At 33.8% G+C, this 26,927-nt stretch carries 30 protein-coding genes and 1 pseudogene; 18 read left to right on the forward strand and 13 right to left on the reverse strand.

What is annotated here, in order from left to right:
• Nucleotides 1–190: 190 nt before the first annotated feature.
• Both ILS93_RS16895 and fbpA read left to right on the forward strand, forming a co-directional pair.
• Nucleotides 191–1,090 carry a cation diffusion facilitator family transporter gene (locus ILS93_RS16895; protein ID WP_064476501.1) on the forward strand — a complete coding sequence of 300 codons (900 nt, stop codon included), beginning with the start codon at nucleotides 191–193 and terminating at the stop codon, nucleotides 1,088–1,090.
• Nucleotides 1,091–1,283: 193 nt separating this feature from the next.
• Nucleotides 1,284–1,454: a Fur-regulated basic protein FbpA gene (fbpA, locus tag ILS93_RS16900; RefSeq protein WP_000098301.1), complete on the forward strand. Its 171-nt coding sequence runs from the start codon at nucleotides 1,284–1,286 to the stop codon at nucleotides 1,452–1,454.
• A 56-nt stretch (nucleotides 1,455–1,510) separates the two neighbouring features.
• Here fbpA and ILS93_RS16905 read toward each other — a convergent pair whose 3' ends face one another.
• The 3 genes from ILS93_RS16905 to ILS93_RS16915 all read right to left on the reverse strand — a co-directional run bounded on the left by ILS93_RS16905 (nucleotide 1,511) and on the right by ILS93_RS16915 (nucleotide 4,538).
• Nucleotides 1,511–2,182 carry a GntR family transcriptional regulator gene (locus ILS93_RS16905; protein ID WP_222660951.1) on the reverse strand — a complete coding sequence of 224 codons (672 nt, stop codon included), beginning with the start codon at nucleotides 2,180–2,182 and terminating at the stop codon, nucleotides 1,511–1,513.
• A gap of 7 nt (nucleotides 2,183–2,189) precedes the next feature.
• On the reverse strand, nucleotides 2,190–3,164 hold the full coding sequence (locus tag ILS93_RS16910) for a DMT family transporter (RefSeq protein WP_064476499.1): 975 nt from the start codon (nucleotides 3,162–3,164) through the stop codon (nucleotides 2,190–2,192).
• A 186-nt stretch (nucleotides 3,165–3,350) separates the two neighbouring features.
• Nucleotides 3,351–4,538: a GTP-binding protein gene (locus tag ILS93_RS16915; protein ID WP_222660953.1), complete on the reverse strand. Its 1,188-nt coding sequence runs from the start codon at nucleotides 4,536–4,538 to the stop codon at nucleotides 3,351–3,353.
• 184 nt (nucleotides 4,539–4,722) lie between these two features.
• Here ILS93_RS16915 and ILS93_RS16920 point away from each other — a divergent pair, with 184 nt between their 5' ends.
• The 4 genes from ILS93_RS16920 (at nucleotide 4,723) to nhaC (ending at nucleotide 9,098) form a co-directional block, all read left to right on the forward strand.
• On the forward strand, nucleotides 4,723–5,700 hold the full coding sequence (locus tag ILS93_RS16920; RefSeq protein ID WP_064476497.1) for a permease: 978 nt from the start codon (nucleotides 4,723–4,725) through the stop codon (nucleotides 5,698–5,700).
• 13 nt (nucleotides 5,701–5,713) lie between these two features.
• Nucleotides 5,714–6,598: a TIGR03943 family putative permease subunit gene (locus tag ILS93_RS16925; protein WP_222660955.1), complete on the forward strand. Its 885-nt coding sequence runs from the start codon at nucleotides 5,714–5,716 to the stop codon at nucleotides 6,596–6,598.
• 112 nt (nucleotides 6,599–6,710) lie between these two features.
• Nucleotides 6,711–7,370 (forward strand): class I SAM-dependent methyltransferase, encoded by a 660-nt coding sequence (locus ILS93_RS16930; RefSeq protein WP_064476495.1) that lies wholly within the window; start codon nucleotides 6,711–6,713, stop codon nucleotides 7,368–7,370.
• 324 nt (nucleotides 7,371–7,694) lie between these two features.
• Nucleotides 7,695–9,098, forward strand: coding sequence for a Na+/H+ antiporter NhaC (gene nhaC / locus ILS93_RS16935; protein ID WP_222660957.1), 1,404 nt, complete (start codon nucleotides 7,695–7,697; stop codon nucleotides 9,096–9,098).
• A 41-nt stretch (nucleotides 9,099–9,139) separates the two neighbouring features.
• Here the strand turns inward: nhaC and ILS93_RS16940 are convergent, their stop codons facing one another.
• Both ILS93_RS16940 and ILS93_RS16945 read right to left on the reverse strand, forming a co-directional pair.
• On the reverse strand, nucleotides 9,140–9,520 hold the full coding sequence (locus ILS93_RS16940; RefSeq protein ID WP_088048489.1) for a MerR family transcriptional regulator: 381 nt from the start codon (nucleotides 9,518–9,520) through the stop codon (nucleotides 9,140–9,142).
• A 16-nt stretch (nucleotides 9,521–9,536) separates the two neighbouring features.
• Nucleotides 9,537–10,247, reverse strand: coding sequence for an SDR family NAD(P)-dependent oxidoreductase (locus tag ILS93_RS16945; protein WP_064476492.1), 711 nt, complete (start codon nucleotides 10,245–10,247; stop codon nucleotides 9,537–9,539).
• Nucleotides 10,248–10,439: 192 nt separating this feature from the next.
• Here ILS93_RS16945 and fumC point away from each other — a divergent pair, with 192 nt between their 5' ends.
• Nucleotides 10,440–11,828, forward strand: a complete 1,389-nt coding sequence (fumC, locus tag ILS93_RS16950) for a class II fumarate hydratase (protein WP_222660959.1) — start codon at nucleotides 10,440–10,442, stop codon at nucleotides 11,826–11,828.
• Between the two features lie 91 nt (nucleotides 11,829–11,919).
• On the opposite strand, the gene ILS93_RS16955 is transcribed toward fumC, so the two are convergent.
• A complete protein-coding gene (locus ILS93_RS16955) occupies nucleotides 11,920–12,339 on the reverse strand; it encodes a PH domain-containing protein (protein WP_222660962.1) in 420 nt (139 codons plus the stop codon).
• A 164-nt stretch (nucleotides 12,340–12,503) separates the two neighbouring features.
• Between ILS93_RS16955 and ILS93_RS16960 the strand changes: the two genes are divergently transcribed.
• Nucleotides 12,504–12,665, forward strand: coding sequence for a hypothetical protein (locus ILS93_RS16960; RefSeq protein WP_222654999.1), 162 nt, complete (start codon nucleotides 12,504–12,506; stop codon nucleotides 12,663–12,665).
• Nucleotides 12,666–12,702: 37 nt separating this feature from the next.
• Here the strand turns inward: ILS93_RS16960 and ILS93_RS28715 are convergent.
• A pseudogene (locus ILS93_RS28715) lies at nucleotides 12,703–12,882 on the reverse strand (MBL fold metallo-hydrolase); the annotation flags it as partial.
• Between the two features lie 255 nt (nucleotides 12,883–13,137).
• On the opposite strand from ILS93_RS28715, the gene ILS93_RS16965 reads away from it, so the two are divergent.
• Complete coding sequence (locus tag ILS93_RS16965; protein WP_222654998.1) at nucleotides 13,138–13,902, forward strand: DUF2087 domain-containing protein; 765 nt, start codon at nucleotides 13,138–13,140, stop codon at nucleotides 13,900–13,902.
• A gap of 99 nt (nucleotides 13,903–14,001) precedes the next feature.
• Nucleotides 14,002–15,411 carry an MATE family efflux transporter gene (locus tag ILS93_RS16970; protein WP_098103561.1) on the forward strand — a complete coding sequence of 470 codons (1,410 nt, stop codon included), beginning with the start codon at nucleotides 14,002–14,004 and terminating at the stop codon, nucleotides 15,409–15,411.
• Between the two features lie 56 nt (nucleotides 15,412–15,467).
• On the opposite strand, the gene ILS93_RS16975 is transcribed toward ILS93_RS16970, so the two are convergent.
• Nucleotides 15,468–16,166: a peptidase E gene (locus ILS93_RS16975; protein WP_064476487.1), complete on the reverse strand. Its 699-nt coding sequence runs from the start codon at nucleotides 16,164–16,166 to the stop codon at nucleotides 15,468–15,470.
• A gap of 489 nt (nucleotides 16,167–16,655) precedes the next feature.
• Here ILS93_RS16975 and ILS93_RS16980 point away from each other — a divergent pair, with 489 nt between their 5' ends.
• The 6 genes from ILS93_RS16980 (at nucleotide 16,656) to ILS93_RS17005 (ending at nucleotide 20,431) form a co-directional block, all read left to right on the forward strand.
• A complete protein-coding gene (locus ILS93_RS16980) occupies nucleotides 16,656–17,054 on the forward strand; it encodes a DUF3942 family protein (protein ID WP_142289436.1) in 399 nt (132 codons plus the stop codon).
• Nucleotides 17,055–17,161: 107 nt separating this feature from the next.
• Nucleotides 17,162–17,578, forward strand: coding sequence for a BlaI/MecI/CopY family transcriptional regulator (locus tag ILS93_RS16985; RefSeq protein ID WP_098103563.1), 417 nt, complete (start codon nucleotides 17,162–17,164; stop codon nucleotides 17,576–17,578).
• Between the two features lies 1 nt (nucleotide 17,579).
• Entirely contained in the window at nucleotides 17,580–18,392 is an 813-nt protein-coding gene (locus tag ILS93_RS16990) for a M56 family metallopeptidase (protein WP_222660964.1), read from the forward strand.
• A 53-nt stretch (nucleotides 18,393–18,445) separates the two neighbouring features.
• Nucleotides 18,446–19,159, forward strand: coding sequence for a cytochrome c-type biogenesis protein CcdA (gene ccdA / locus ILS93_RS16995; protein ID WP_064476483.1), 714 nt, complete (start codon nucleotides 18,446–18,448; stop codon nucleotides 19,157–19,159).
• An 18-nt stretch (nucleotides 19,160–19,177) separates the two neighbouring features.
• Complete coding sequence (locus ILS93_RS17000; RefSeq protein ID WP_064476482.1) at nucleotides 19,178–19,732, forward strand: TlpA family protein disulfide reductase; 555 nt, start codon at nucleotides 19,178–19,180, stop codon at nucleotides 19,730–19,732.
• 18 nt (nucleotides 19,733–19,750) lie between these two features.
• Nucleotides 19,751–20,431: a prolipoprotein diacylglyceryl transferase family protein gene (locus tag ILS93_RS17005; RefSeq protein ID WP_064476481.1), complete on the forward strand. Its 681-nt coding sequence runs from the start codon at nucleotides 19,751–19,753 to the stop codon at nucleotides 20,429–20,431.
• Between the two features lie 53 nt (nucleotides 20,432–20,484).
• Here the strand turns inward: ILS93_RS17005 and ILS93_RS17010 are convergent, their stop codons facing one another.
• Complete coding sequence (locus ILS93_RS17010; RefSeq protein ID WP_064476480.1) at nucleotides 20,485–21,030, reverse strand: helix-turn-helix domain-containing protein; 546 nt, start codon at nucleotides 21,028–21,030, stop codon at nucleotides 20,485–20,487.
• A gap of 149 nt (nucleotides 21,031–21,179) precedes the next feature.
• Here ILS93_RS17010 and dsdA point away from each other — a divergent pair, with 149 nt between their 5' ends.
• Together dsdA and ILS93_RS17020 are read left to right on the forward strand one after the other, a co-directional pair.
• Nucleotides 21,180–22,520, forward strand: coding sequence for a D-serine ammonia-lyase (gene dsdA, locus ILS93_RS17015; RefSeq protein ID WP_064476479.1), 1,341 nt, complete (start codon nucleotides 21,180–21,182; stop codon nucleotides 22,518–22,520).
• A gap of 158 nt (nucleotides 22,521–22,678) precedes the next feature.
• A complete protein-coding gene (locus tag ILS93_RS17020; RefSeq protein ID WP_088048501.1) occupies nucleotides 22,679–23,926 on the forward strand; it encodes a DUF445 domain-containing protein in 1,248 nt (415 codons plus the stop codon).
• 30 nt (nucleotides 23,927–23,956) lie between these two features.
• Here ILS93_RS17020 and exsE read toward each other — a convergent pair whose 3' ends face one another.
• The 4 genes from exsE to ILS93_RS17040 are packed head-to-tail and all read right to left on the reverse strand — an operon-like array spanning nucleotide 23,957 to nucleotide 26,895.
• Nucleotides 23,957–24,913, reverse strand: a complete 957-nt coding sequence (gene exsE / locus ILS93_RS17025; RefSeq protein WP_064476477.1) for an exosporium protein ExsE — start codon at nucleotides 24,911–24,913, stop codon at nucleotides 23,957–23,959.
• Nucleotides 24,910–25,980 carry a hypothetical protein gene (locus ILS93_RS17030; RefSeq protein WP_064476476.1) on the reverse strand — a complete coding sequence of 357 codons (1,071 nt, stop codon included), beginning with the start codon at nucleotides 25,978–25,980 and terminating at the stop codon, nucleotides 24,910–24,912. The genes exsE and ILS93_RS17030 overlap by 4 nt, the downstream gene beginning before the upstream one ends.
• Nucleotides 25,973–26,416 carry a hypothetical protein gene (locus tag ILS93_RS17035; RefSeq protein WP_048543328.1) on the reverse strand — a complete coding sequence of 148 codons (444 nt, stop codon included), beginning with the start codon at nucleotides 26,414–26,416 and terminating at the stop codon, nucleotides 25,973–25,975. The genes ILS93_RS17030 and ILS93_RS17035 overlap by 8 nt, the downstream gene beginning before the upstream one ends.
• Complete coding sequence (locus ILS93_RS17040; RefSeq protein WP_154131357.1) at nucleotides 26,413–26,895, reverse strand: RNA polymerase sigma factor; 483 nt, start codon at nucleotides 26,893–26,895, stop codon at nucleotides 26,413–26,415. Before ILS93_RS17040 ends, ILS93_RS17035 begins: the two co-directional genes overlap by 4 nt.
• Between the last annotated feature and the right edge of the window lie 32 nt (nucleotides 26,896–26,927).

Here is a 26,927-nt window from a genome sequence, read left to right on the forward strand (position 1 = left end):
CTTTCATTAGTAAACAATATGAAGCTGAAAAGGAAGTAGTCTTATTTTTTGTTGAGAAAAAGGACTTGTTTGAAAAATAGCGAAGTGTGTAGATAGAGGAAGCGGGCGTTTATGGGCAGTTAATGGGGGATAAAGATAGGGAATGTGTTTCATACTAACATACAGATATTGCACTTAAAGGAGCATTCGTATGGGACATTCACATGATCACGGTCATTCAAAAAATAAAAAAGCGTTATTAATTGCCTTCTTATTAACGACAAGCTTTATGATTGCTGAAGTTATTGGGGGATTTGTAACGAATAGCTTAGCACTATTATCTGACGCGGGGCATATGCTAAGTGATGCAGTATCCTTAGCGCTAAGTTTACTTGCATTCAAGCTTGGAGAAAAAACAGCAACAACTGCGAAAACATATGGGTATAAGCGAGTCGAAATGTTAGCGGCATTATGTAACGGTGTCGTTCTTATTGTCATTTCAGTATACATTTTTATTGAAGCAATTCGCCGTTTTAAAGAGCCAGTTGAGATTGCTAGTAATGGGATGCTCATTATTGCTGTACTTGGTCTGCTTATTAATATTTTATCAGCTTGGATATTAATGAGAGGCGGAGATGTGAAGGGGAATTTGAATTTAAGAAGCGCGTTCCTACACGTATTAGGCGATCTATTAGGATCAGTCGGAGCGATTATTGCTGCGCTATTTATTAAATTTTTCGGATGGACTGTTGCTGATGCGATTGCTAGTATTCTTGTGTCTATTTTAGTCATTATTAGCGGATGGCGTGTAACACGTGATACCGTTCATATATTAATGGAAGGTGCACCCCAACACATAAATGTTGAAGAGGTAAAAAGTACATTATTAAATATTACGGTTGTAAAAGAAGTTCATGATTTGCACATATGGTCTGTCACATCTGATTTTCAAGTATTAACTTGCCATTTGATTATTAAAGGTGATGAAACGCAAAATGTATTAAAAGAGGCTACGGATGTATTAAAGGAGAAGTTTCATGTAGAACATGTCACCATTCAAGTAGAAATAGATGGTGAATTTAATCATAGTGAGACAACTTGCAAAGTATGAAAGAAAAAGGATAAGAAAATGTGTCATAACATTTTTCGCACGGCATACATATATATAATGTGGCCACAAATACTTTGTAAGGTAAATATTTCATGAAATTACTTTACTTATAAAGAGTCATCTTTTATAATCAAAAGTGGTAATTGATAAAGATTATCATTTTCAATGATCGTGGAAAGGAGTTTTTTAAAAGATGAGTAGTCAACTCCGTTTTGCTGTTGAAAATCGTAAGAGGCATTTAATTGATGAGTTAATTGGAGCAGGTGTGTTTAAAATTCGCGACCGACAATTATACGAGCTGTCTTTAGAAGAATTGGAAAAAGAGTACGAAGATATGGAAGATTATGCAGATATTCAGGCATAGCTATATAGATTAGTAAAAGGTGAGCTGGTTACGATTTTGTGTAACCAGCTTTATTATTATTTCGTAGAAATTATTTTTGATATTTCTTTCATTGGACGGAGCCAGTTTTGAGACATCATTTGTTCCATTTGTTTTTCGTCCTGCTTTTGCAATGCTTGAATGATAGAGTGATGTTCTTCAATAGATTGACTTGCTGGAACAAAGTTTTGGAAAAATAAATATTCAAGGCGTAGAACATGAAGTTGCATATTTCCTAGAAAGGGTTCAATATATTGGTTTTTAGCAATAGAAGAAATTGTATTGTGAAATTGTATATCTAGTTTTAAAGCTTGTTTTGCGTTTTTCTTCTCTATAGAGCGCTGAAAATCAGCATTTATTTCAGAAAGTAGTTTCAGATCAGCGTCTGTAATGTTTTGAAGTGCTTGCTTTCCTATAATAGAGTGAAGACCAGCCATCGTTTCATAAATGATAGGAATGTCGTCTAACTTAATAGGAGCAATTTTTGTTTTTTGCCCAGGTACCATTTCCACTAATCCAGAAAGCTCTAATATTTGAAGTGCTTCTCTTACAGGTGTTCTGCTTACTCCTAGTGCTCCAGCCAATTCCCCATCATTAATTTTTTCATCAGGCTGTAAAACACCTTCAATAATCCAATCTTGTAATTGATTTAAAACGAGTGATTTTGCCGAAACTCTTCCTTGTTTTTTATAATTTTGAGGGATGGGCATAGTGAATTCAATCCTTTCGTTGTATATTTTCTTTTTTCTCATGAACAAACTTTAATTCCTGTTTCCCTTCATCCGGTTTTTGACTTAAGATGAGCACCATTACAATGACACAAAAAGCCCCTAATAACTGAAAAGATTGAAAGGGTACGTGCAATATAAGTACAGAAGAAATAATAGCCGCGAGTGGTTCAGTACAACCGAATAATGTTGTTTCTTTCGGAGTCAGGTATCGTATGCTGTCTAAGTATAAATAAAATGCAATCAGTGTCCCGAAAATGACGACAAATGTTATGAGCGGTAGGGTACTTAGTTTTACATATTTCATAGTCGATAATAAAATGAATTCGTTTGTAGAAATAAAGTGTAGAATCGTAACGCCAATACCCCCAATAATCATGCCCCATCCAACGATAACAGAGGAAGACCACCTTTCTAGTAATCCCTTTGAATATAAACTATAAAAAGCAAGAGATAATCCAGATAAAATACCCCAAATAATAGCTGGTGTAGAAACAGCCAAGTTATGAACAGACCCGTTTGTTAGTAAGAGAAAAGTGCCTACTAATGAAAGGGTAATGGAAATGAAATCAATTTTTGATGGTCGAACGTTCCATTTGAAAAGTAAGTATACAGTGATGAATATGGGAGCTAAATATTGCAATAATGTTGCGACAGCGGCATTTCCCTCTTTAATAGAAGCGAAGTACGTGTACTGTACAGCAAGCATACCGAATAGGCCAAACAATATCATTTTAGTAGCATCAGATCTTTGTTTCCATATGCCGAATATTTCTTTTTTTCTCGTTCCGAATGATGAAATAAGGAGCAAGATAAAGCCTGATATAAGCAAACGAATTGTAACTAACCATTCAGTAGAAACATTTTCATATTGAAAAAGTTGTTGTGCAGCTGTCCCGGACAAGCCCCATAAACAAGCACCAATTACAACCATAATGATTCCTTTTAAACGATTTGGATCCATACTGTATATAGTCCTCCTTTTAAAAATATATATCGGATACAATATGCAATATATCACAGAAAGAAACATTAATAAATTGAAATTTCTTTCTTAATGTAAAGTGTTATTCAAATTAAAGAAAATTTGTTAAATAAGAGAACGATAAAATAAAAAGGCTTCTGTTTACGGAAGCCTTTTTATTTTAGATTATGAAGTGTAAGTAAAAGCCGGAATAGGATCAACAAATGTATTCCACTTTTGTTCCATTTCCTTGTCTGTTAATAGACAATCATCTAATGATTGTTCAATCACAGAATGATTCATATCAATACCGATAAATACGAGCTCAGTTATTCGATCTCCATATCGCTCGTCCCAGTTTTTCAATACTTCGGGTTCTTCTTTAATAATTTGATTTCTTTCAGTTTCAGGTAATGCGGCTATCCATTCACCTGCTCCTTGAATTGTAATAGAGGAACCTGCTTGAGATAGAAGCCCTATCATATTATTACGAGATGCGAGCCAGAAAAAGCCTTTCGCTCTTACAACATCTACAGGCCATTTTTCTAGCCAATTCATAAGGCGTTCAGGATGAAAAGGGGATTTACGACGGTATACAAAGGAATTGATACCATATTCTTCAGTTTCGGGTGTATGATGTTCACTATTTAGTTCTTGCATCCAGCCCGCCGATTGACTCGCTTCCTCATAATTAAATAAATTTGTATTTAAAATTTCTTGCAATGGTACATTGCTAAATGAAGCTTCAATAATTTTTGCACCGGGATTTAATTTTTGTAGTAAATGATGAAGTTCTACCCTATCTTCTTTTTCTAGTAAATCAATTTTATTAAGAATAATGACATTCGCAAATTCAATTTGGTCTATTAGTAAATCAATAACTTCTCGAGTATCATTTTCATCGATAGCCTGTTTACGGTCTAATAAACTTTCACCATCTGCAAAATCATCCCAAAATTTATTTGCATCTACAACTGTAACCATCGTATCGAGGCGACAATTTCTCGTTAAATCGATATTAAGTACTTCGTCAGTATAAGTAAATGTTTGGGCAACTGGAATCGGCTCACTTATACCTGAAGCTTCAATAACTATATAGTCAATATCACCGTTTTCAACAAGCCGACTCACTTCTATCATTAAATCTTCTCGTAGTGTACAGCAGATACAACCATTTTGAATTTCTACTAATTTCTCTTCCGTACGTGAAAACCCACCTTTTTTTATAAGCGATGCATCAATGTTTATTGCACTCATATCGTTAACGATAACAGCCACTTTTAAGTTGCTCTTATTAGCCAAAATATGATGTAGTAGAGTAGTTTTTCCAGCTCCTAGAAACCCACTTAATACAGTGATAGGTACTTTTTTCATAAAATGATCTCTCCTTTAAATCGTAATGATTACGTTTTATATTAAGTGATAGAAAAGAAAAAATCAATAATAAATCATAATGATTACGATTTAAGAATAGGAATAGACTATAAAATTTGTGCTGTAGTAGTGTAGGGCATTTGGACAAGTATACAATTTAATATGAATAAAGTGGGGGATAATGTTGGTCTTTAATAGAGTTTCAAAAGAATTAATAGGAATAGCCCTTATTTCTATTTTTCTTTTTTTATTATTTTTTGTAGATTTTACAAGTCTAGCAAATTTGCACAAAAGTATGCCACAAGAATGGTTGAATGTGAATACCGTGTTTTTAAGTATTATATTCGAAGCAATACCTTTTATTTTATTAGGGGTAATTGTTTCTTCACTCATTCAAGTGTTTGTGACGGAAGATATGATTCAAAAAGTAATGCCGAAATCAAAGATTGTTGCAATGATTCCAGCGGTATTTGTCGGAATCATTTTTCCGATGTGTGAATGTGTCATTATACCAATTGTAAGAAGACTTATTCAAAAAGGACTCCCTCTTCATGTAGGAATTGTAATTTTATTGAGTGCACCTATTATGAATCCGATTGTTCTTTTATCTACCGTATATGCATTTCAAAAAAATGATGTAATTGTATATGCACGCTTTGGGATAACGATTTGTGCGGCGCTATTAGTTGGGCTAATTGTGTATTATGTCTATCGCGGGAACAATATTTTAAAAGATATAGAGGATCCGGTTCAGAAAAAAGAAAAAAAGGGCTGGGGGAATGTTGTGAATCACACTGTAGATGAGTTTTTTGATACGGGTAAATATTTATTGATTGGTGCTTTTTTTGCGAGCGTATTTCAAACGTTTTTTGATCGAAATGTACTTGATGCAGTGGCCCATAATGAAGTAATTTCCCCAATTATTATGATGGGATTTGGTTATGTTTTATCCATTTGCTCAGCAGCTGATGCATTTATAGCGGCATCTTTTGGACATGTCTTCTCTGTAAAAGCACTTCTCGCATTTCTTGTGTTTGGACCTATGCTTGATATGAAAAATACATTAATGCTATTTGCTTATTTTCAAAAGAGATTTGTATTCTTTTTGATTGGAATTATTATTTTATCGGTGTACACAATCGTGCAAATTACAACGTTATAGGAGGTGGGAAACAGTGGAGGAACAGGAACAGAAGGCCTATCATCGCTATATTCGTGGCATTATTTTAATTGGTTTAGCGATGCTCTTATTTAAACTACTTGTAACAGGCAATATTTATAATTTTATCGCTCCAAAAATGATTAAATTTACGTATATAGCTTTTGTAGTGATTTTACTTCTTGGTTCTTTACAAGTTTGGAGAGATGGGGGAGAAAAACGGGATGATTGTAATTGTTGTAAGCATCATACAGCATTAAAATCAGGGATGAAAAGTTTCTTTGTATATGTTTTATTTGTTGTTCCGATTATTAGTGCTTTTCTATTTGGAAGTGTAACAATTGACGGAAGTTTAGCGGGAAAAAGAGGTATGAATCAAAGTGTACAGGCGAGAGGTATGGAAAAGAACGAAAAAGGGGGAATACAGGCAAATTCTGTTTGGAAAGAAAGATTAGTTGATCAAGATGAAACCTCGAATTTAAAAGTGATTAATCAAGTGGAAGAACAATTAGAAAAAAGTATGTTAGGACAACGAAAAATACAAGTAGAGGATAAGGATTATGTTCAAACAATGAGTATAATTGGCCAAGAGGTAAAAGGGTTTAAAGGGAAAGAAATTACATTCTCAGGGTTTATATATAATGATAAGGATGTGACGGGTGATAAAGCGGTAGTGGCGCGATACGGCATAACTTGTTGTATTGCGGATGCATCAGTCTGGGGGATGATTGTTGCAGGGGAAAACGTAAAAAAGCTCCCACAGGAAACATGGGTGAAAATAACAGGTTTGTTGGACGAAACGACATATAAAGGAACACTATTTCCACTTGTAAAAGTAAGTAAAGTAGAGAAAATTAATACGCCTGCAGATCCGTATGTATACGATGCTTTACCGCAATAAGAAAGGAATAATAATTCATATTTTTATGAAATAAAATCATAATTACAATGATAAAAAAATAAAGATAAGAGTAATTTGGTTTGTTAAAAATATGTGTAGAAGGAGAAATGTGATGAGCTGGGTTACTCATAAACCAACATTTGAATTTGATCAATATAGTCCATATATTCGAATGAACTCTGCGTGGGTGGGACATTTAAACTTCGCTTATGATTTAGTAAGATTTGAAAAACCAGAAATATTAGTTGAGTTAGGTACACATTTAGGAGCTTCTTTTTTTAGTTTTTGCCAAGGGGTAAAAGATGGAGGAGTATCTACAAAATGCTTTGCTGTAGATACTTGGGCAGGAGATGAGCACACAGGTCCATATGGAGAAGGTGTTTTTCAAATAGTGAGTAAATTCGTGAGCACGAGTTATCCTCAAATAGGGAATTTAATTCGGTCTACTTTTGATGAGGCTGTGGATCAGTTTCAAGATGGAACGATAAATTTGTTGCATATTGATGGCTATCATACGTATGAAGCAGTTTCTCATGATTATAAAACATGGTTACCGAAACTTGCGAATAACGGTATCGTGTTATTTCACGATATTGAGGTGAAAGATCGAAATTTCGGCGTGTATAAATTTTGGGATGAGGTCAAAGCGAAGTACCCTCATTTTCAGTTTGAGCATTCATATGGGCTCGGAGTGTTATTTCCGAAAGGTTGTAGTGATAAGTTTGTGGAAATACTTAAAAATAAAGAAGAAATACAAAATATGTATAAATAAAAGTGGAGCATGCATCATTTTAATGATGTGTGCTTTTTTGTGGGGAAAAATGGTAGTCCTTAAAAGGTGAGGATAATAGTAAAAAATTTGTTATGGCAAATATTAAAAAAGTTATTTATGGATTGTTCTATATAAAAAATGTAACATTTTTTATATTTTCCATTGCGAAAAGTAACATCTACTTTTACAATAGAAAAGGTGTTATATTATACTGGAAAAATAAATCGAAATAATATGAAAATTTTGTTTTGTCTTCGCTAATTGTATATTACATACATGTAAGACGACACACGTCATGTTATCGACTTGTAAGGAGAGAAAAAAATGAAAAGTGTAAGATTACCATCGATGCTAGAAATCATAGTTCTTTTATTACTATTTCTTGCTGTTGTCTTTTCCTTCCAAACGATTTTTGATCTCCCAATTCAATTAGCGCTATTTATTTCATGGTTTTTAGTAATTGCGCTTGGATTAAGATTAGGATTTCGTTATCAAGAATTGCAAGATGCAATTACGAAAGGAATTTCTAACGGATTAGAAGCAATACTGATTTTAGTTGCAGTAGGTGCTTTAATTGGAACGTGGATTGCTGGTGGCGTAGTACCAACATTAATCTATTATGGATTAGAATTTATTCACCCTAGCATATTCCTATTAGCAACATTAATCATATGTTCGATTACTTCTATCGCAACAGGAACATCATGGGGAACAGTAGGAACAGCGGGTATTGCTATGATGGCGATTGGTGAGGGACTTGGATTACCACTTCCGCTTGTTGCGGGTGCAGTTCTTTCAGGAGCTTATTTCGGCGACAAATTATCACCACTTTCTGATAGTACAGTTCTTGCAGCTTCTATGGCGAAAGTAGACGTTATTGCTCACGTTCGAGCTATGCTCGTATTAGATGTTCCGGCTTATATTATTACTAGCATTATGTTTACTGTAGCTGGTTGGATGTATGGCGGCGATAATGTAGATTTGAATCGAGTAGAGTTTTTAAAAGAAGCTTTATTAAAGCAATTTGATATTAAAATATGGATGCTTGTTCCGGCGGTCATTGTTATTGTTCTATTAGCGATGAAGAAACCGTCTATGCCGACAATTGCAATGGGAGCTTTAATTGGTGCAATTTGGGCAGCTCTTTTCCAAGGAATGAACTTTGGAGAGGCGATTGGAACAGCGTATAACGGATTTTCAATTCAATCTGGTGTTGAGTTTGTTGACAAGTTATTAAACCGTGGTGGAATTAACGGTATGCTTGGATCAGTAGCCGTTATTATTTTCGGTTTAGGATTTGGTGGATTACTTGAAAAACTAGGTGTTTTAAAAGTAATCGTATCAAAATTTGAGAAGAAATTAAATTCTGCAGGCAATGTAACATTGTCTACATTAATCGTGGCATTCTTAGCAAATATATTTGGTTGTGCGATGTACGTATCACTAATTTTAACACCGAAAATTATGGAAGATAGCTATGATAAATTAAAAATAGACCGACGTGTATTAGCACGTAACTCAGAAGTAGGTGGAACGTTAACTTCAGGTATGGTTCCATGGTCTGATAATGGTATTTTTATGGCTGGTATTTTAGGTGTAGCAACATTCTCATACGTTCCATTTATGTGGTTAAGCTTCGTATCATTAATTTTAGCAGTTATTTACGGATATACAGGCAAATTTATTTGGTATGTAGGTGATGCCGATAAAGGAAAGCAAGCATCATAAAATAAAAAATCACCTTCTACAATATGTAGAAGGTGATTTTTTTATTTTGTAATAGGAGTTGAAGAAGTTATCTCGACCTCATATTTAGCAATTTTTTGTTGTATCTTTTTTAAGTTTTTTTCAGTGTCTTGAATGAGTTGTAAGACATTGGTCTCCTGTTGTTGCATTAATTCCAACCGTCGAAGGATTGTAGATTCTCCCTCCATAGACCAGTCGATAAATTGTTTTATTTTTTGAATGGGCATACCGGTGTTTTTTAAGCATAAAATCATCTCTAAATATTTCAGTGCTTCTTCATCAAAAACTCGATCTCCTTTTTCATTTCTTTTAAGAAAAGGGAACAGTCCTTGTTTATCGTAATAACGTATTTGAGAAATAGTTAAGAGGTGCATTTTGGCGACTTGCCCAATTGTATAATACATATCGTTCATCCCTTTATTACCAAGGTATAATGCCATCTTTATTTAGTATTTTACCATTATAGTTTGTTTCACTTAATGCATATTTAATAATAATTTTAGCACTTTCATTAGTCGTATGGCCACCTGGGGAATTTCCATTTAGGTCAGTAGTTGTAAAACCAGGAGTTACTCCGAAAATTTCTGGACCGTTAGTGCCAAATTCTTTGCTAAAAGCTAATGTTAAAGCATTAATAGCTGTTTTTGAAGAATTATATCCTAATGTATTAATCGGGTGTGTTTCACCACTAGCAAACATTGTTAGTGAGGCCATGTCAGTTGTTACATTAATAATTTTACTGTTACTTGATTTCTTTAATAATGGTAAAAAGGCTTGCACCATTTGGAATGTTCCAAAAAAGTTAACCTCAAATCCTTGGCGTAAAGTTTCAATATTTAATTCACTAGGTATCGTATGGAAGTCGAGTGCTATGCCTGCATTATTGATTAATAAATCTAAGTGGTCAGTCGTTTCATGGATTTTTTTGATTGCTTCTTGAATGGATTGAGCACTAGAAATGTCTACTTGAATATAGGAAACGTTTGAAACATGTAAAGATTTTACCGCTTGTTGTCCAAGTTGTTTATTACGAGCACCTAAAAATACGTGATAGTCTTTTTCTGCTAATTGACGAACCAGTTCATATCCGATCCCTTTATTCGCACCTGTTATGAAAGCATATTTTTTCATTTTAAATTCCTCCAGTAGTGTTATAGTAGGTTACAATGGTAAGGATACAGCCTAAACTTAAGTTTAGGTCAAGAGGAATTTTTGAAAAAAATATTGAATATTTGCATATATATAAGTGAGAATTCTTATCATTTGATTGAAAGTCTGTTAAAATGAGAAATGTAGGTATTTTATTTTCAAGGGGATGAAAAAATGGAGTACAGAATTGAAAGAGATACAATAGGAGAAATAAAAGTTCCAGCTGATAAATTATGGGCAGCACAAACGCAACGTAGTAAAGAAAACTTCCCGATTGGAACAGAGCAAATGCCGCTTGAAATTGTAAAAGCATTTGCCATTTTAAAGAAGAGTGCAGCACTTAGTAATCAAAAATTAGGAAAGCTATCAGAAGAAAAAGCAGAAGCAATTGTGGCAGCAGCTGACGAAGTGATTGCAGGGAAATGGAATGAACATTTTCCACTTGTCGTATGGCAAACAGGTAGTGGTACTCAGTCAAACATGAATGTGAATGAAGTAATTGCAAATCGAGGGAATCAAATTTTGAAAGAGAAGGGATCTGACGTACATATTCATCCGAATGATGATGTGAACATGTCTCAAAGTTCAAATGATACATTTCCAACAGCGCTTCATGTAGCATGTGTAATCACAGTAGAAAATCACGTATTACCAGCAATTACGAAATTAAAAGAAACATTAGCAGAAAAAGTAACTGCATTTGAACATATTATAAAAATTGGTCGTACACACTTACAAGATGCAACACCGTTAACATTAGGACAAGAAATTAGCGGATGGCATCGTATGCTTGAAAAAACAGAGCGTATGATTGCAGAGAGCAATACATATATGAAAGAACTTGCGATTGGTGGTACTGCAGTTGGAACAGGTATTAATGCTCACCCTAAATTTGGTGAGATGGTGTCAGAGGAAATTAGCCAATTTACAGGTAAGCAATTTATTTCTGCGCCAAATAAGTTTCACGCATTAACGAGCCATGATGAAGCTGTATATACGCATGGTGCATTAAAAGCATTAGCAGCTGATTTAATGAAGATCGCTAACGATGTGCGTTGGTTGGCAAGTGGTCCACGTAGTGGTCTAGGAGAAATTATTATTCCGGCAAATGAGCCAGGAAGCTCTATTATGCCAGGTAAAGTAAATCCAACGCAAAGTGAAGCGTTAACGATGGTTGTAGCGCAAGTGATGGGAAATGACGCAACAATTGGATTTGCTGCGAGTCAAGGTAATTTTGAGTTGAACGTATTTAAACCTGTTATTGCATATAACTTCTTACAATCCGCTCACTTATTAGCAGATGCAATTGTTTCATTTAATGATAATTGTGCAGTTGGTATTGAAGCAGATGAAGAAGTAATTAAAGAGAATGTAAATCGTTCATTAATGCTTGTTACAGCATTAAACCCGCATATCGGATATGAAAATGCAGCGAAAATTGCGAAGCATGCTCATAAAGAGGGCTTAACGTTAAAAGAGGCAGCACTGCAATCTGGATTACTAACAGAAGAACAATTTGATGAAATTGTCGATCCGAAAAAAATGATTGCTCCGAAAGAGTAATAAAAAGCCAAGATTCTATGTTTAGAATCTTGGCTTTTTTGATATTTATTTGTAGGTCTTCCATTTGTATTACTGCAAGTACCAAAATATATTATTTGTTAGCAGGCATATTCAATACTTTCATCTGTGGACAGTTTTCTTTTAAGAGTGAAAGGAAGTTTTCTTCTTCTTGAGGTACGAAAGTTGTCACAGAGTCAAATAAATTGTAATGGATTTCTAATTGCTGTCTAGTCCATTGTTTTGAATGAAGTTTTTTACCAGAGTATGTAACGTGACGAATTTCTTCAAATGGAATTTCAGTACGCAATATGAAACCATGTTTTACAACAAGAGATGATTCCGTTACGTTGTAGTAAGAAAAATAGAATGAAGAAAGATTTACGATATTTATAAACATCATGAGAGTGAAAAAAATAGAATTTTCATTTTGGAAGAATAATAAAATGAAAAAAATTATAAATAATATAATAAAAATGAAGTGAAAAGGATTTTTTTTCGCTTTAAATTTCAAGTTAATCACCTCGGTATACTTGTTCTTTAACTAAATTAAATCACAACATCGCGATAAAACGTGTAAATATGCAGAATTGCATGTTCTTTCGGCTTATTATTCATGTAAAATTTCTTGATGGGATAAATTTTACATGAAGTTTTGTAATAGTGGAGTGGCATGAAGTGACTTACAAGAATCGAAAGGTAGCGTTAGTCATAATTAGTTGTATGATGATTATGGGTAGTTGTACTAATAAATTTGTTGAAGATGGAAACGGAAAGCATGTATTCGTACAGGGAAGTAAAGTTTTAGTAGAGATTGTAATTAGAATATATAAAAGATAAAAAGGTGTTTTCGTATACGGAAACACCTTTTTTGTATTTAAAATTGAATGCTGAAGTTTTGGAATGAGTGAATACCAGTTCCATGTTGAACTAGGTTGTTATTACTTAAATATTGAATAGCATATTTCACTTCTTTCAATATAGCAGGTGAAAGACCGAGAGTATGATGTGAACCGTAAATTTGATTAATAGGTGAGAAATTTGTAATTTTGTTTAACAGTAAACCAAAGGTCGTGCAGAATAGTCATGTTTTGTTTCATATCCTATCGTAATTCATTTATTAAATACATTCGCTTTTCATTGTTTTAAGTCTTTTTTTAGTTTGTTTAATAGATTTTTTTATAAAAGTTTATAAAATGGGTAAACGGAATGTTGAAATGTTTATTTATGTTATGTTAAGATGGTGAAGTGATAACAAACGTTATTGTGATTTGTTTAGTCTTTAAATAAACGTTTTGGAGGAGTGTTTAGTGTGAATGATATTTCAGAGAAGTTTTGGGATGCGTCGGTTGAGGAATTGAAGAAAGGGTATGTGTTTGAAGCGGAAGCAGAGGAGTATATTTGTTTAGCTTGTGGAGAAGCGTTTATTAAGGGAGTTATTTATCAAGATAATCAAGTTTTGTATGAAGCAGAGAAGTTTGTACAATTGCATGTGCAAAATGAACATACGTCTATGTTTGATTATTTATTAAACCTTGATAAGAAGTATACTGGTTTAACTGATTTGCAAAAGAAAATGGTTCAGTTTTTTCATATGGGGCTGAATGATAAAGAGATTGTAAACGAGATGGATGGCGGAAGTACTTCGACCATTCGAAATCATCGATTTACACTTCGAGAGAAAATGAAGCAAGCGAAAGTGTTTTTAGCGTTAATGGAACTATCAGAAGAAAAATCAAAAGTACAAACGAAATTTGTACCCATTCATAGAACAGCAACGATGGTAGATGATCGCTACAATATTACGGAAGAAGAAAATAATGAAGTATTAAAAGCACACTTTACAGAAGGATTAGATGGACCGCTTTCTAAATTTCCGAAAAAGCAAAAGCGTAAATTAATTATATTACGCCATTTAGTGACGAAGTTTGATAGTAATAAAAAGTACACTGAAAAAGAAGTAAATACTGTCATAGAAAGAGTATATCCGGATTTTGTAACTTTAAGAAGATATTTAATCGAATATGGGTTTTTAGATAGAACAGCAGATGGAAGCCAATATTGGGTGAAGTTATAATCATACGGAAAAGAATATGCATAGAAGCACATTATTATAACAAATATACAAAGAGATAGAAGTTGAAAAACAGATTTTTAATAAAAGGAGAAATGAAATTTGAAACCACCTACAGATAACAATAAAGAAGGTGCGGAGTCACATAAGTTAGAAAGTGAGAGTAAACCGATTTGGAAGTCGATGTCCATGTTTTTAGTACCGTTACTATTAAGTAATGTACTACAATCGATTGGACAATTATTCGGTATGGTAGTAGTAGGAAGATGGCTTGGAGTGAATGATTTAGCAGCCATCTCAGCATTCTTCCCGCTATTTTTCTTACTCGTTTCATTTGTAATTGGTATTGGTTCAGGTAGTTCGATTTTAATTGGTCAGGCGTTTGGTGCTAAAAACGAAGATCGTTTAAAAGCGATCGTTGGTACGACACTGACATTTACCTTTATTATTGGAGTTGTGCTGGCGATAATAGGTAGTGTTTTTGCGATGGATATTATGCGCCTTATGGGAACGCCAGAAAATATTATTGATATAAGTGTTCATTATGCGCGTATTTTATTTATATCGATGCCAGTCTTATTTTTATACTTCGCATACACAACATTTATGAGGGGTACAGGAGATTCTAAAACGCCATTTTACTTTTTAATTGTAAGTACAGCGCTAAATATGATCTTATTACCGATTCTTATTTTCGGATGGTTAGGAGCTCCGAAATTAGATGTGTATGGAGCAGCCTATGCTTCTGTTATATCTACAGTTATTACGTTTATTGTCATGTTAGTGTATTTAAAGAAGAAAAATCACCCACTACAATTAGATAGTACGGTAAGGAAATATCTTCGCATGGATGGGGAGTTATTAAAGCTATTGCTACGACTCGGAATTCCAGCGAGTATTAATATGATATTAGTTTCATTATCTGAAATTGCGGTAATCGCGTTTGTAAATCGTTACGGTTCGGATGCAACAGCGGCATATGGCGTCGTGAATCAGGTTGCAAGTTATGTACAAATGCCAGCAGTTAGCCTTGGTATTACAGTTTCTATTTTTGCAGCGCAATCAATTGGTGCAAATCAATTCGATCGACTGCAGAAAGTTGTGAAGGCCGGGATTATTATGAACTACGTCATCGGTGGTGTGCTAATATCTCTTATTTATTTGTTCTCAAGAGACATTCTATCACTATTTTTAACGAGTCAAACTACAATTGAAATTGCTCATAGCCTCGTTATGATTACGTTATGGAGTTATTTAATTTTCGGGCATGCGCAAATTATTAGTGCGACAATGCGAGCGAGTGGTACAGTATTATGGCCAACTGTTATCGGTGTTGTATCAATTTGGCTTGTTGAAGTACCTGTAGCGTATTACCTTTCTTACCATACAAGTCTTGGCATAGAAGGGATATGGATTGGGTACCCAGCAGCATTTATTGTCAGCTTAATATTACAGTATGCATATTATAAGCTTTCATGGCAGAAGAAACGAATTACACGACTAGTGAGTTAAATCATGCAAATGTCCCTAAGCTATTATACTTAGGGACATTTTTTGTAAGTGTAGGTTTACAAATAGCTTTTTAAAGTGATATCAAAATGTTGTCTAATGAGCTTGTTATCACTCATATAAAACTCCCACGCTTTTTCAGGTTCACCGATAATTTCAAAAGATTCTTCTGTAATATATAAAGCGCAATTATCCTCTAGTGCAATTCCTTCTATATTACCTTGATGATTTTGTAAAAAGGAATGGAAGGCGTTCATTCTATTTAATTGATTATAATGTGGACAAAACCTTTTGTTAACAATCCCCCAACCGTTACACTCTATATAACCAGAACCTTCATAATCGGATCGGATACTAGATGTGAACCAGCACATAGCACCGGCGCTATACCCCGCAATGAGCGTTCCTTGTTGCAAAGCAAATAATAATTTTTCATCTAGTTTATGTTCTTTCCATTGTGTAAGCATGTGAATATAGTTCCCGCCACCGAGATAAATTAAATCAGCAGACTGAATCATTTCGTCTATTTCATATTTAGAAGGTGTATCAGCTATAGTACGTAAAATTTGTACTTCACAGTGTAATTGTGTTTCGAACGTGTCCAAAAATAGCTTTATATAGCTTTCATCATCATGACTAGCTGTAGGAATGAATAATACTTTTGGATACTGTTTATTTGTTAATTCTATAAGTCGCTCATTAATAGGCGAGTGATTTGAATCTTGTAAATCACCGCCACCAATGACAGCTAATTTCATAGTAAAGCACCACCTAATCATTTTTGTTATATAAAAGTTCGATAGAAGAGAGTAACATTCCTTCTATCATGTAATGAATAAGTAGAAAATATAGTTTAAGTATATCGGAATAGTAAAGGTAGTGAGAACTTTATAGAAAAATGAATTTGAAACAATTTACCCCGATATTTGTGGGCTGCCCGTAAAAGCCTGATTGGTGAGGGCTGATAATCAGTGGGGATGAACAAAACCCTCATTGATTAAAATTTCACTTTATCGATATATAATACTTCATACTATTGTTTCAAAATATGGAAACAATATGTTTAAATGGATATAACGAAGCATTAATTCAAATTGAATTAGTGTTTATACTTTAAAAAGGAGTCGGAAATAATAGAGATTTCACAAATCGTTTTTTACTTTTAATAGGAAGTTGTATTACAATATGGTAAAATTATTTCAATATATTTATTTAATATAAAAATACAAAAAGGGAGCGTGAAAAAGGTGGATTTTCGATTTGAGTTTGCAGCGAAGGTGAAAGAATACTTAGATGATGAGAAGGATGAAAAAATAATAAAAGATGGACATAGAGATATAATTTTTCACTATTTATATGCGTTAGAGGCTGAAATTGGCGTTGTTAAAAATCCTAATTTTACTTTTTTTACATCAGGAAGACGTTCACATATCGTATTAGAAAATATTGAATTTAAAACAGAGGTAAATGTAAAAAGTAACATCATAGAAATTACAAAAATAGTGGATAATGTCGTTATTCCTTTAGATACTATCGTAGCAAAGGATCGGGAATTATTTGCACTTGGGCGCAATGAGAAGTTTAATGTACAAATATTAGAGCAGTATCTCTTTGAGACATTTGGAGAGAAATTAGGTTTAAAATGAATGGAATGGCCTACGTATTTATAGGTAGTGAATTTTAGTGTATATCATTTTTGTTTGACCTTTCATTTAATTTATACTACAATTCGTAGTGTGAAAGGAGCCACATTATGTTTACTCAAAACTACAAGTTAAATGAGCAAGGATTAAATCACTTTTTTGGACCACTTGAAGCGAGAATTATGGAGATCGTTTGGTCCACCGAGGGTATTACGATTAAAGAAGTGCAGCAGAAATTAAGTGAAGAATCACCTGTGAATTTTAATACGGTCATGACAGTTATGAACAGGTTAGTAGAGAAATTCCACTTAGAAAAACAGACTGTGAAAAGAAGTGGCATATATCGTACTGTACAAACAAAAGAAGAATTCTTATCCAATCAAACGAAGAAGATGACACAGGAATTGATGGGGGAATTTGGACATTTAGTTGTAAATCATATGCTAGATGAGTTAGAGCAGGCTGATCCGACTTTAATAAAAAAATTAGAAGACAAATTGAGTCAGTTAAAAAAAGAGGATCAATGAAATGAAATGGCAAATGCGTAAAATCGTATTGTTAGCAGTAATTGTTAGTACCCTCTTTTTCAGTATGTTAGTGTATTACGTTACATATCCATTTCTGTTTCAAAATAAGGCGTTCTTTCTTTCAAATTTTTGCTTGTTTCAATTAGAACAACATATGAAGGAATTATCGCTCATTCGTATTATAATTGCTGGATTACTATTATTTACAGTACTCATAGTATGCAAAAGAATTTGGCGACAATTTTTCTATAGTCAAAAATTACAAAAAGTACTTATCCCTTTCATTCGAAAAGGAAAACAAATATATATATTGCCGACCGCGGAAGTTGCGGCATTTACAATTGGGTTATTTCGTCCGAAAGTTGTCATGTCAGAAGGCATGCTTCAAGCATTTTCAGATGAAGAAATGGATGCGATTATTTTCCATGAAGAATATCATCAAACTAATCGAGATCCATTAAAATTATTTTGTTTTACGTTATTAGCAGAAGGAATGGTGTACATCCCGATATTAAAAGGGTTATTGCAGCGCTATCATGTGTATCAGGAGTTAGCAGCAGATAAATATGCAATGCAAAAGATGAAATCTTCATTCGAATTAGGTAGTGCATTATTAAAATTAATTAAAATAAAGACAATGGAAAATCGATGTGTGACAGCTTCATTTGCAAAAACAGCAATAAATTTACGAATCGAGCAAGTGTTAAATGAAAAAGTTGTTAAGCTCAATATTCCGTTGCATACGAATTCGGTATATGTAACATTAGGTTTATTCTGTATGTCGATTGTACTTATTGTCGGAGAGTGCATATAGCCTCTTTTTTTTAGAATTAACACTACTCATTGTAGTGCTATAGGGGGAATAAAATGAATGCAGCAGATTTAACAATTTGGCTTGTAGCTGGGGCAGGGGTATTGTCATTTATATCACCATGTTCTTTACCGCTATATCCATCTTATTTATCATATATTACAGGTGTGTCTATTCAAGATTTAAAAGAGAATCGTGGAATTATGCAAAAATCAGCGATTATACATACCGTATTTTTTATGATCGGATTTTCGGTTATATTTTATGCGTTAGGTTTATCGGTAAGTTGGATTGGAATAACATTTTCATCTAACCAAAAATTGATTCAACAAATTGGTGGGATTTTTATTGTTTTGATGGGACTGTTTATGACAGGTTTGTTTCAACCTAAGTGGCTTATGGCAGAGAAAAAGGTACAATACAGAAGTAAATCGACTGGATATATTCGCTCGATTTTAGTCGGTATGACATATGCAGCGGGTTGGACGCCATGTGTTGGACCGATATTTTCAGCTGTACTCATGCTTGGTGCGACAAATCCTGAAGGGGCACTTCTTTATATTACTGCGTATACTCTTGGGTTTGCGGTTCCGTTTTTCGTGATGGCATTCTTTATTGGGAAGGTAAAATGGATTGTTACATATGCCAACGTCATGATGAAAATTGGCGGTGGAATGATGATTGTAACAGGGGTTTTATTGTATACAAATCAAATGACGAAAATTACCGCATTCTTTATTCGTCTATTCGGTGGATTTAAAGGCTTTTAAAAATGAGGAGGAAGAAAAGTGAAGAAGCTAATTGCGATTATAATGGCCGGGGCATTGATTTGGGCCGGAGTTAATTTTTATAATACAAAAAAAGAAGAAAAAGAAAGAAAAGCAAAACAAGCGGAGTTACAAGAAACAGAAGTATTACCACAAGTAGGATTTAAAGCGCCAAACATAACGTTAAAAGGGTTAGACGGGAAGTTGTATTCGTTAAATGATGCAAAAGGAAAGCCATATCTTATTAATTTTTGGGCATCATGGTGTGGCCCATGTGAAATGGAGGCACCTGACTTAGTTCGTATGTATGATAAATATAAAAAGGATGTTGAAATTTTTGCGGTAAATGCGACAATTGGAGATCCAGTACAAGAAGCGAGTGCATTTGCAGATCGTCACGGATTTAAGTTTCCTGTTTTACTAGATATGGACGGAGTAGCTGGATTAGATTATAAAGTATTTTCGTTACCAACAACATTTTTTGTTAATAAAGATGGAATTATCGTAGAGCAAGTACGAGGCGTATTACCTCCAGATCAATTAGAAGAGAAATTTAAGAAATTAATTGAGAGTTAAAGAGGGGATTTCATAGTGATGGAGTGGATCGTGAGGTTACAATCCGTATCTCTTATAATTGGAAGTCTATTTGGGTTTATGTTGATGAAACGAAAGATGAAGAACGAAAGTGTACCATATGAAAAAATGATGGATGCAGTAACAAATGCTTTTCTTATCATCGTATTTGTATGGAAATTTGCACCGGCAATTTTAAATCCAGTATGGGCTTTTAGGTCGCCAGTGCAGGCACTATTAGCTGTAGGAAGTATGCAGCATATTATAGCAGGATGTGTAATTGCGAGTGTATACATTGTTTGGAAAAGTAAAAAAGGACAATTTTCGCTTCGTATTTTACTTGATGCATTACCTATCGGACTATGTATGAGTATTATTTTTTATTTTCTATTCAACCACAAAATAGGTGTACAAACGACATTGCCTTGGGGTGTGAAAATATATGAATCTAAATTTTTATATCACCCTATTTTCGTATACGAGATCATTCTCGCCCTTTGTATAATCGGCTTGTTATGGATGAAAAATGAAAGGCTCGGAAATGGAAAGAATATAAGTGTTTTTCTAATTGTTGAGGGGTTTGCTCATATCATTATTTCACTTGTTAGTGAACAAAATTCGGTTCTATTTGGTTTATCAGCACAGCAAATAATGAGCTTTTTTGTTATTAGTTTAGGAATTTTGTTGATACCGAAAAAATAAAAAGGTAGCCACGTATGGAGTGTGTCCGTACGTGGCTACCTTTTTATTATATATTAAAAAATTGGAGGAGTAACAGAAAATAAAACAATGGCATTTTTCTCGAATTGATTTATCCATTTATGTTTTAAATAAGCGGGTATTTTTACGCTATCACCCGTTTCTAATATGTATTTTTCTTCATTTAAATGTAATGTGATTTTCCCGTCTAATACGTATGCTAACTCTTCACCTTTATGTTCTAGTACATTTTCTGATGAAGCTGTATTCGGTGGAACAGTCATAATTGCTGTTGCTAAATTTCCTGTGAAATCAGGTGATAGCATTTCATATGATAAATTATCGATAATCATTTTTTTTCGTTTATGAGAACGTACAATTAAATCGTCTGTATTTGTATCTTCCAGTAAAAAGCTAAATGTTGGAACATCTAACGCTTTAGCGAGTACTTTTAATGTTTGAATAGAAGGGTTAGCAGACCCACGCTCAATTTGACTTAACATAGATGGTGTTATACCTGCCATCGTTGCTAGTTCTTTACTCGTTAAACCTTTTTCTTTTCTTTGTTTTTCAATTTTTTTACCGATATCTATATTTTCCATGATAAAAGCTCCTTACTAATTATTAAATTATATTTAAAAAAATTAAATTAAAATTAACTTAAGCGAATAATTTATGTTAAACTATATTTAAATTAATTTAATTATAATTTATTGAATCGTAAGCTACAAGGTTATGAGGAGGAAGAGAAATGAAGGGAATAGAGAAATTAAACGAGGAATATCCACTATTAAATAAATTAATCGCAACAGAAGAAGTGTTTTGGGTAAATCCGAACATGGAAAAGTATGAAACGGCAATAAAAGATTCCCCATTGAATGAAGAGAATGTAAAAGATGCGGAAGAGAGGTTAAAGCGTTTTGCACCGTACATTGCGAAAGTTTTTCCGGAAACGAAAGAAACGGGCGGCATTATAGAATCACCTTTAGTGAAGATACCTACTATGAAACAGTCTTTAGAGAAAAATTACGGGAAACCTATATTAGGTGAATTACTATTAAAATGTGATAGCGGGCTTCCGATATCAGGATCCATTAAAGCTAGAGGTGGCATTTATGAAGTGCTGAAGCATGCGGAGAAATTAGCTTTGCAGCATGGAATGTTAACAGAAGAACATGATTATTCCATTTTAGACAGTGATACATGTAGAGAGTTTTTTGCGAAATACTCAATTGCGGTAGGTTCTACAGGTAATTTAGGACTAAGCATTGGGATTATGAGTGCAAAACTAGGTTTTAACGTAACTGTTCATATGTCAGCAGACGCAAAAGAATGGAAAAAAGATTTATTAAGAAGTAAAGGTGTAGAAGTTATTGAATATGAAGCTGATTATAGTAAAGCAGTAGAAGAGGGGCGTCAGCAAGCAGATGCAGATCCTAGCTGTTATTTTGTAGATGATGAAAACTCACATGATTTATTTTTAGGATACGCAGTAGCAGCATCGCGTTTACAAAAGCAATTAAAAGAGTTAGAGATTGTAGTAGATGAAGAGCACCCTTTATTTGTTTACCTTCCGTGCGGAGTAGGGGGCGGACCTGGCGGAGTCGCATTTGGTTTAAAGTTATTGTATAAAGACAACGTGCACTGTTTCTTTGCGGAGCCTACGCACTCTCCATGTATGTTACTCGGTTTAATGACAGGACTTCATGATAAAATTGCCGTTCAAGATATAGGGATTGATAATGTAACAGACGCGGACGGACTAGCGGTAGGAAGACCGTCTGGATTTGTCGGTAAAACGATGGAACCATTTTTGAGTGGAAATTACACAGTAAGTGATGAAGAGTTATATAGATTGCTAAAAGAACTAGCTGATACGGAAAATATTTATTTAGAGCCCTCTGCGCTAGCGGGAATGATAGGGCCAGTGAAAGTGTGTAAAGAAGATGAGTATTTACAAAAGAAACAGTTAATGGAGAAGATGAAGAAAGGTACTCATATTGTGTGGGGAACTGGCGGTAGTATGGTTCCAGAAGATGTGATGAATGGGTATTATAAAACAGGTGAGTCATTAACAATATTAGAAAAATGAGGCTAATTGTGGCCTCATTTTTTATTTATATGACATATGTATTATTATAAATTCTTTGTTATTTTCGCATTAGTTCATTATAGTATAGATATAAAGAACGAATAGCAAATAAATATAACAAAAAGCATTATTTTACATAATAAGAGGATGTGTATACGATGTCATTACAGACTAAATATATAGCGGGTATTTCGCTTGGGGTTATGGGAGTAGGTTTTGCGGCTTCTATCCCGTTTCAAGGAACGGTAGCAGGTGAGATTATACAAGGGGGATTTGAAGCTGGATTGGTTGGCGGACTTGCGGATTGGTTCGCAGTTACAGCATTATTCCGTCATCCGATGGGAATTCCAATTCCACATACAGCGTTATTACCTAAAAACCGTAAACGAGTAACGAAAGGGCTCATTCATACGTTAGAAAATGAATGGCTGACGAAAGAAAGTATTACGAATAAAGTAAAAGAAATGCAGTTAGCACAAATGGTATTGCAAATTGCTGAAAGAGAAATGCAGTCTGACGCTGTGAAAAAAGGAATTGTAACGATTGCGGAGAAAGCGATTGTTACGATAGATACGGAAAAATTAGCGGTTATTATTGAAAAAGAATTAAAAACATATTTGCATACCATTAATACAAGTAACATATTACAAGTGCTTGTTGATCAATTAGTTGTGCAAGAATATGATGAAAAGACACTTGATTACATTTTAGTAAAAGTGAAAGATTGGACAGCGCAAGATGAAGCGCGTTATCAGCTCGGAAGCTTAGGTATGAAGGCGATGGAAAACATAAAAGTAGATGGATTTTTACAGTTTACTTTGAAATCATTTATGAATATTGTAGATGAAGATAAAATTGGTGGTATTTTGCAGAAGTTTATTATTAGCAATATTAACAGCTTACAAGATGCAGATAATAGCACAAGACAACTTATATTAGCGAAAATTCGTCAAGAAATTATAAATGTAAAAGAAAATGAAGCGTTACTACAAGAATTAGAAAATTGGAAAGAAAAATGGATTGCCAATTGGGATGCTACTGACAAAATTAAAGAGATGCTGGAGCAAGTACAACAAAGGGCAATTACTTTTGTGAAAAATGAAGAATTTACGGATAAATATGTTATGCCATTTTTACAAAAACAAATGAATAAAATAAAAGAAGATGAACAGATTGTTCAAAAAATAGAAGAGTGGTTACAAAAACAAGTTGTCACACTGGTTGAAAAGAATCATTCGAAAATCGGAAAACTTGTACAAGAAAATCTTGATAAGTTAGATGATAAAATGTTAATTGAAATGATTGAAAATAACGTCGGTAAAGATTTGCAATGGATCCGAGTAAACGGAGCGGTTTGCGGATTTATGATTGGATTAGTATTAGAAGGAATTAAAGCGATTATATGAGAAAAACCTTCCACAATTGTGGAAGGTTTTTTATTTTTCAATAATACTCATATTTATATTATAAGCTTTCTCAATATTTAATTTGTACGTCCCATTTCCTGTTTTAATCGAATTTTTATACCAATGTTCTTGCTCGTTGAATTCTGGATTTTCTTCTGAAGAATTATTTTCTTTTTTCGTTAAATCTTCAACTTGTTCCCAAGGTGTGTTTCCATGTGCTTCTTTTTTGTTTGTTACGGCGATTAAAGATACATCGCTTTCTTTCGTTAAATGAACAGATACATTTGAACTTTCTTGTACAAACCAATTATTTTGTAATTGACCTGGATAAAGGGATAGCTCGTTATTTGAAGCACGAACTTCTACATTTTTATTTTGCGGAAGAACGAGTGTCGGTTTGACCTGTGGTGCTGAATTCCATAACGTATGTTGAACTGGTAATGATTTTAAAGTGATATACATCGTTTCCCCAGCTGTTTGAACTGAAAGAAAATCTTCTTGTTTTAAATTGAGTTTTTCATTAGCTTTCGTCGACATTTCATATGTTCCAAGAAGGTGAATTTGATTTGTATTATTTCCCTCTATTGTTAGAGGATAATGCCCTGCATCCACTACGATTTTTTTGATAGATTCAGGTATATCAAGTTGTTCACTTGGAATATTACTCGTTTGGCGAGTTGTATGAATAGAATGACGAACTTCATCTAGTAATCCAGTGGATAATAAACAGTAAAAAGCAATTCCGACGCTTCCTAAAACGCCGATAAAGAAAATACTAAAAATATCATATTTAATAAAGGATTGTTCCTTCTTAGAAAATAGAAGGTATAGTAAAATTTCCACGCCAAGTATGACAAGTAAAACAGGCCACCAAGCTGTTAAGGAATCTAATACCTCAGTACCTTTTATAACTGAAAATAGTAAGAAGCAACCTAATGAAATAATAGAAAGCCCCATTGAAAATGTTCCAACGCGCCATGTTCTCATTCTTGTGTACCACCTTTGTTTTCTTTATTTCCAACTAACAATTTAAAGCCGCCACCAATTAAGAGGAGTGCAACGATAGATGTTTGGAAATAGCGATAATACAGTTCGCTAAGATGAATGTTAAATATAGTTGCAAAGTAATCATTCAAAATAGGAAGGACTGTTTGATCTAATAAATAATAACCACCAAGTGTAATTAACCCAATACCGATCCATCTTTGATGATTGATAAAATAATCAATGATAGGTTCGTCATGTACACGTTCTTTTCCATACTTTGCAGTTTGTTGTAAAGCGTCAAAAAAGCTATAGAACCAAATGATTGGAACTAAAAATAAAAACGCTGAAAGTCTTAATAAGTCGAGTAAATATATAGAAAGTAAAAAGGCTGCCATAAGCTGAAGGCCCCGGCGTTGTAAGCCTAAATACATATGTCCTGCTCCGGGGAACATCGCTAAAATAGAAGCGAATGTTTTATTCTTCTTTCCTTGTTCACGATGCTCTTCAAACTCTTCGAAAATAGTACGATCATCTAGTTGCTCGCCACGTTCTTTTTTCTGGAGTTGCTGAACAACATCAAAGAAATTGTAAATCCATAAAACAGGTAATGTAATAAGGAAGATAAGGAAACTTTCTTGCGATGTTAAAAGTGCAACGAAAATAATCATACTTCCGATTCCTGTGCAAGCTACTAAAAATGTAAGTCCACGTTGCATAAGTCCTAATTGAAAATGTCCAAGTCCAGGGATGATGGATAGGAGAATGATATAAAATCGTTCGCTTTCTTTAGAGGACTCTGTAAATTCTCCTGCAGCTTGTTTTTTCGATTGGTTAATAATAGTGATAACTAAATCTAATAAATTGATCGCCCATAAGACAACTAGTAAAAATAGAGAAAGAAAAGCAATATCACGCGCACCTAATGCTATTGTACAAAATGCTGCAAAGATAAATAGAAATACAGCCCCTCCGCTATATAAAATAAACCGTCCAAATTTCTTTAAATATAAATGTCCAAGCCCGGGAATTAGCCCTAATACAAGTGCTAAAAAGGGATTTTTATTCATGCTTTGAACCTCCGTCCTTTTTTGATGTGTCTACCGATTTGTTTACAATTTGTTGTGAGATAGAAGACTCGTTATGTTTTGAAGATTTCTCGAAATTTGATGTCGCTGTGAAAATATATTGGAATAAACCACTTACCATAAAAATAATTGTAGCCGCAGTCGCAATTATGTAGTGAATAATGGTGCGCTTTAGTGAGTTTGTTTTTATATTTTCATTAGGTTGTAGCGTTTCAAAATTAATTTGCGTCATAACTTCGTTCGTAAATGAATCATCATTTATCATTGGAAGGTTTTCATGTTGTTCATCGATACTTTCCATATAAAGTGCTAAACAATGATCACATTCATAAAGGTGTTCTTCCATAGATTCACGTCCATTGCTTTCTATAAAATCTAAAGTATAATTGCGCCAATCCTCTTTTGAATAATGCATCATAGAAACTCTTCCTCCTTCCAATGTTTTTTAATCCATTTTCTTGCCCGGTACAGTTTCATTTCGACTGTTTTCACTTCGATGTTTTCCTGTAAAGAAATTTCTTGATAACTTTTTTCTTCTAAGTAATGTGCGAGAACGACGTCACGGTAATTTTCGGGAAGTTCTCTCAGTTTTTGAGCAATGAGTAATTTTTGCTCTTTCGTCAATAATAAAGCCTCAATATTATGAGAGGATTTTATATTTTCCCCAGTTTCTTTACATAAGGAGAGTTCTTCGTTTTCTCTAGCTTTCTTCCTTTTATAATCAATAGCGTGATTGGTGGCAATACGTGCCATCCACGTTTTTAATCCGCGAAATTGATAATTTGGGAGAGAGGCGTGAATTTTTAAGAATACTTCTTGTGTAACATCTTTCGCATCTTCTTCATGTCTTAAAATAGAAAAGATAACTTGAAAAATATAATGACGATATGTTTGCACAAGGATACGAAAAGCATGTTCGCTTCCTTGCT

The organism is Bacillus sp. 16GRE42 (assembly GCF_019837435.1).
GTDB classification, from domain to species: Bacteria; Bacillota; Bacilli; order Bacillales; family Bacillaceae_G; genus Bacillus_A; species Bacillus_A wiedmannii.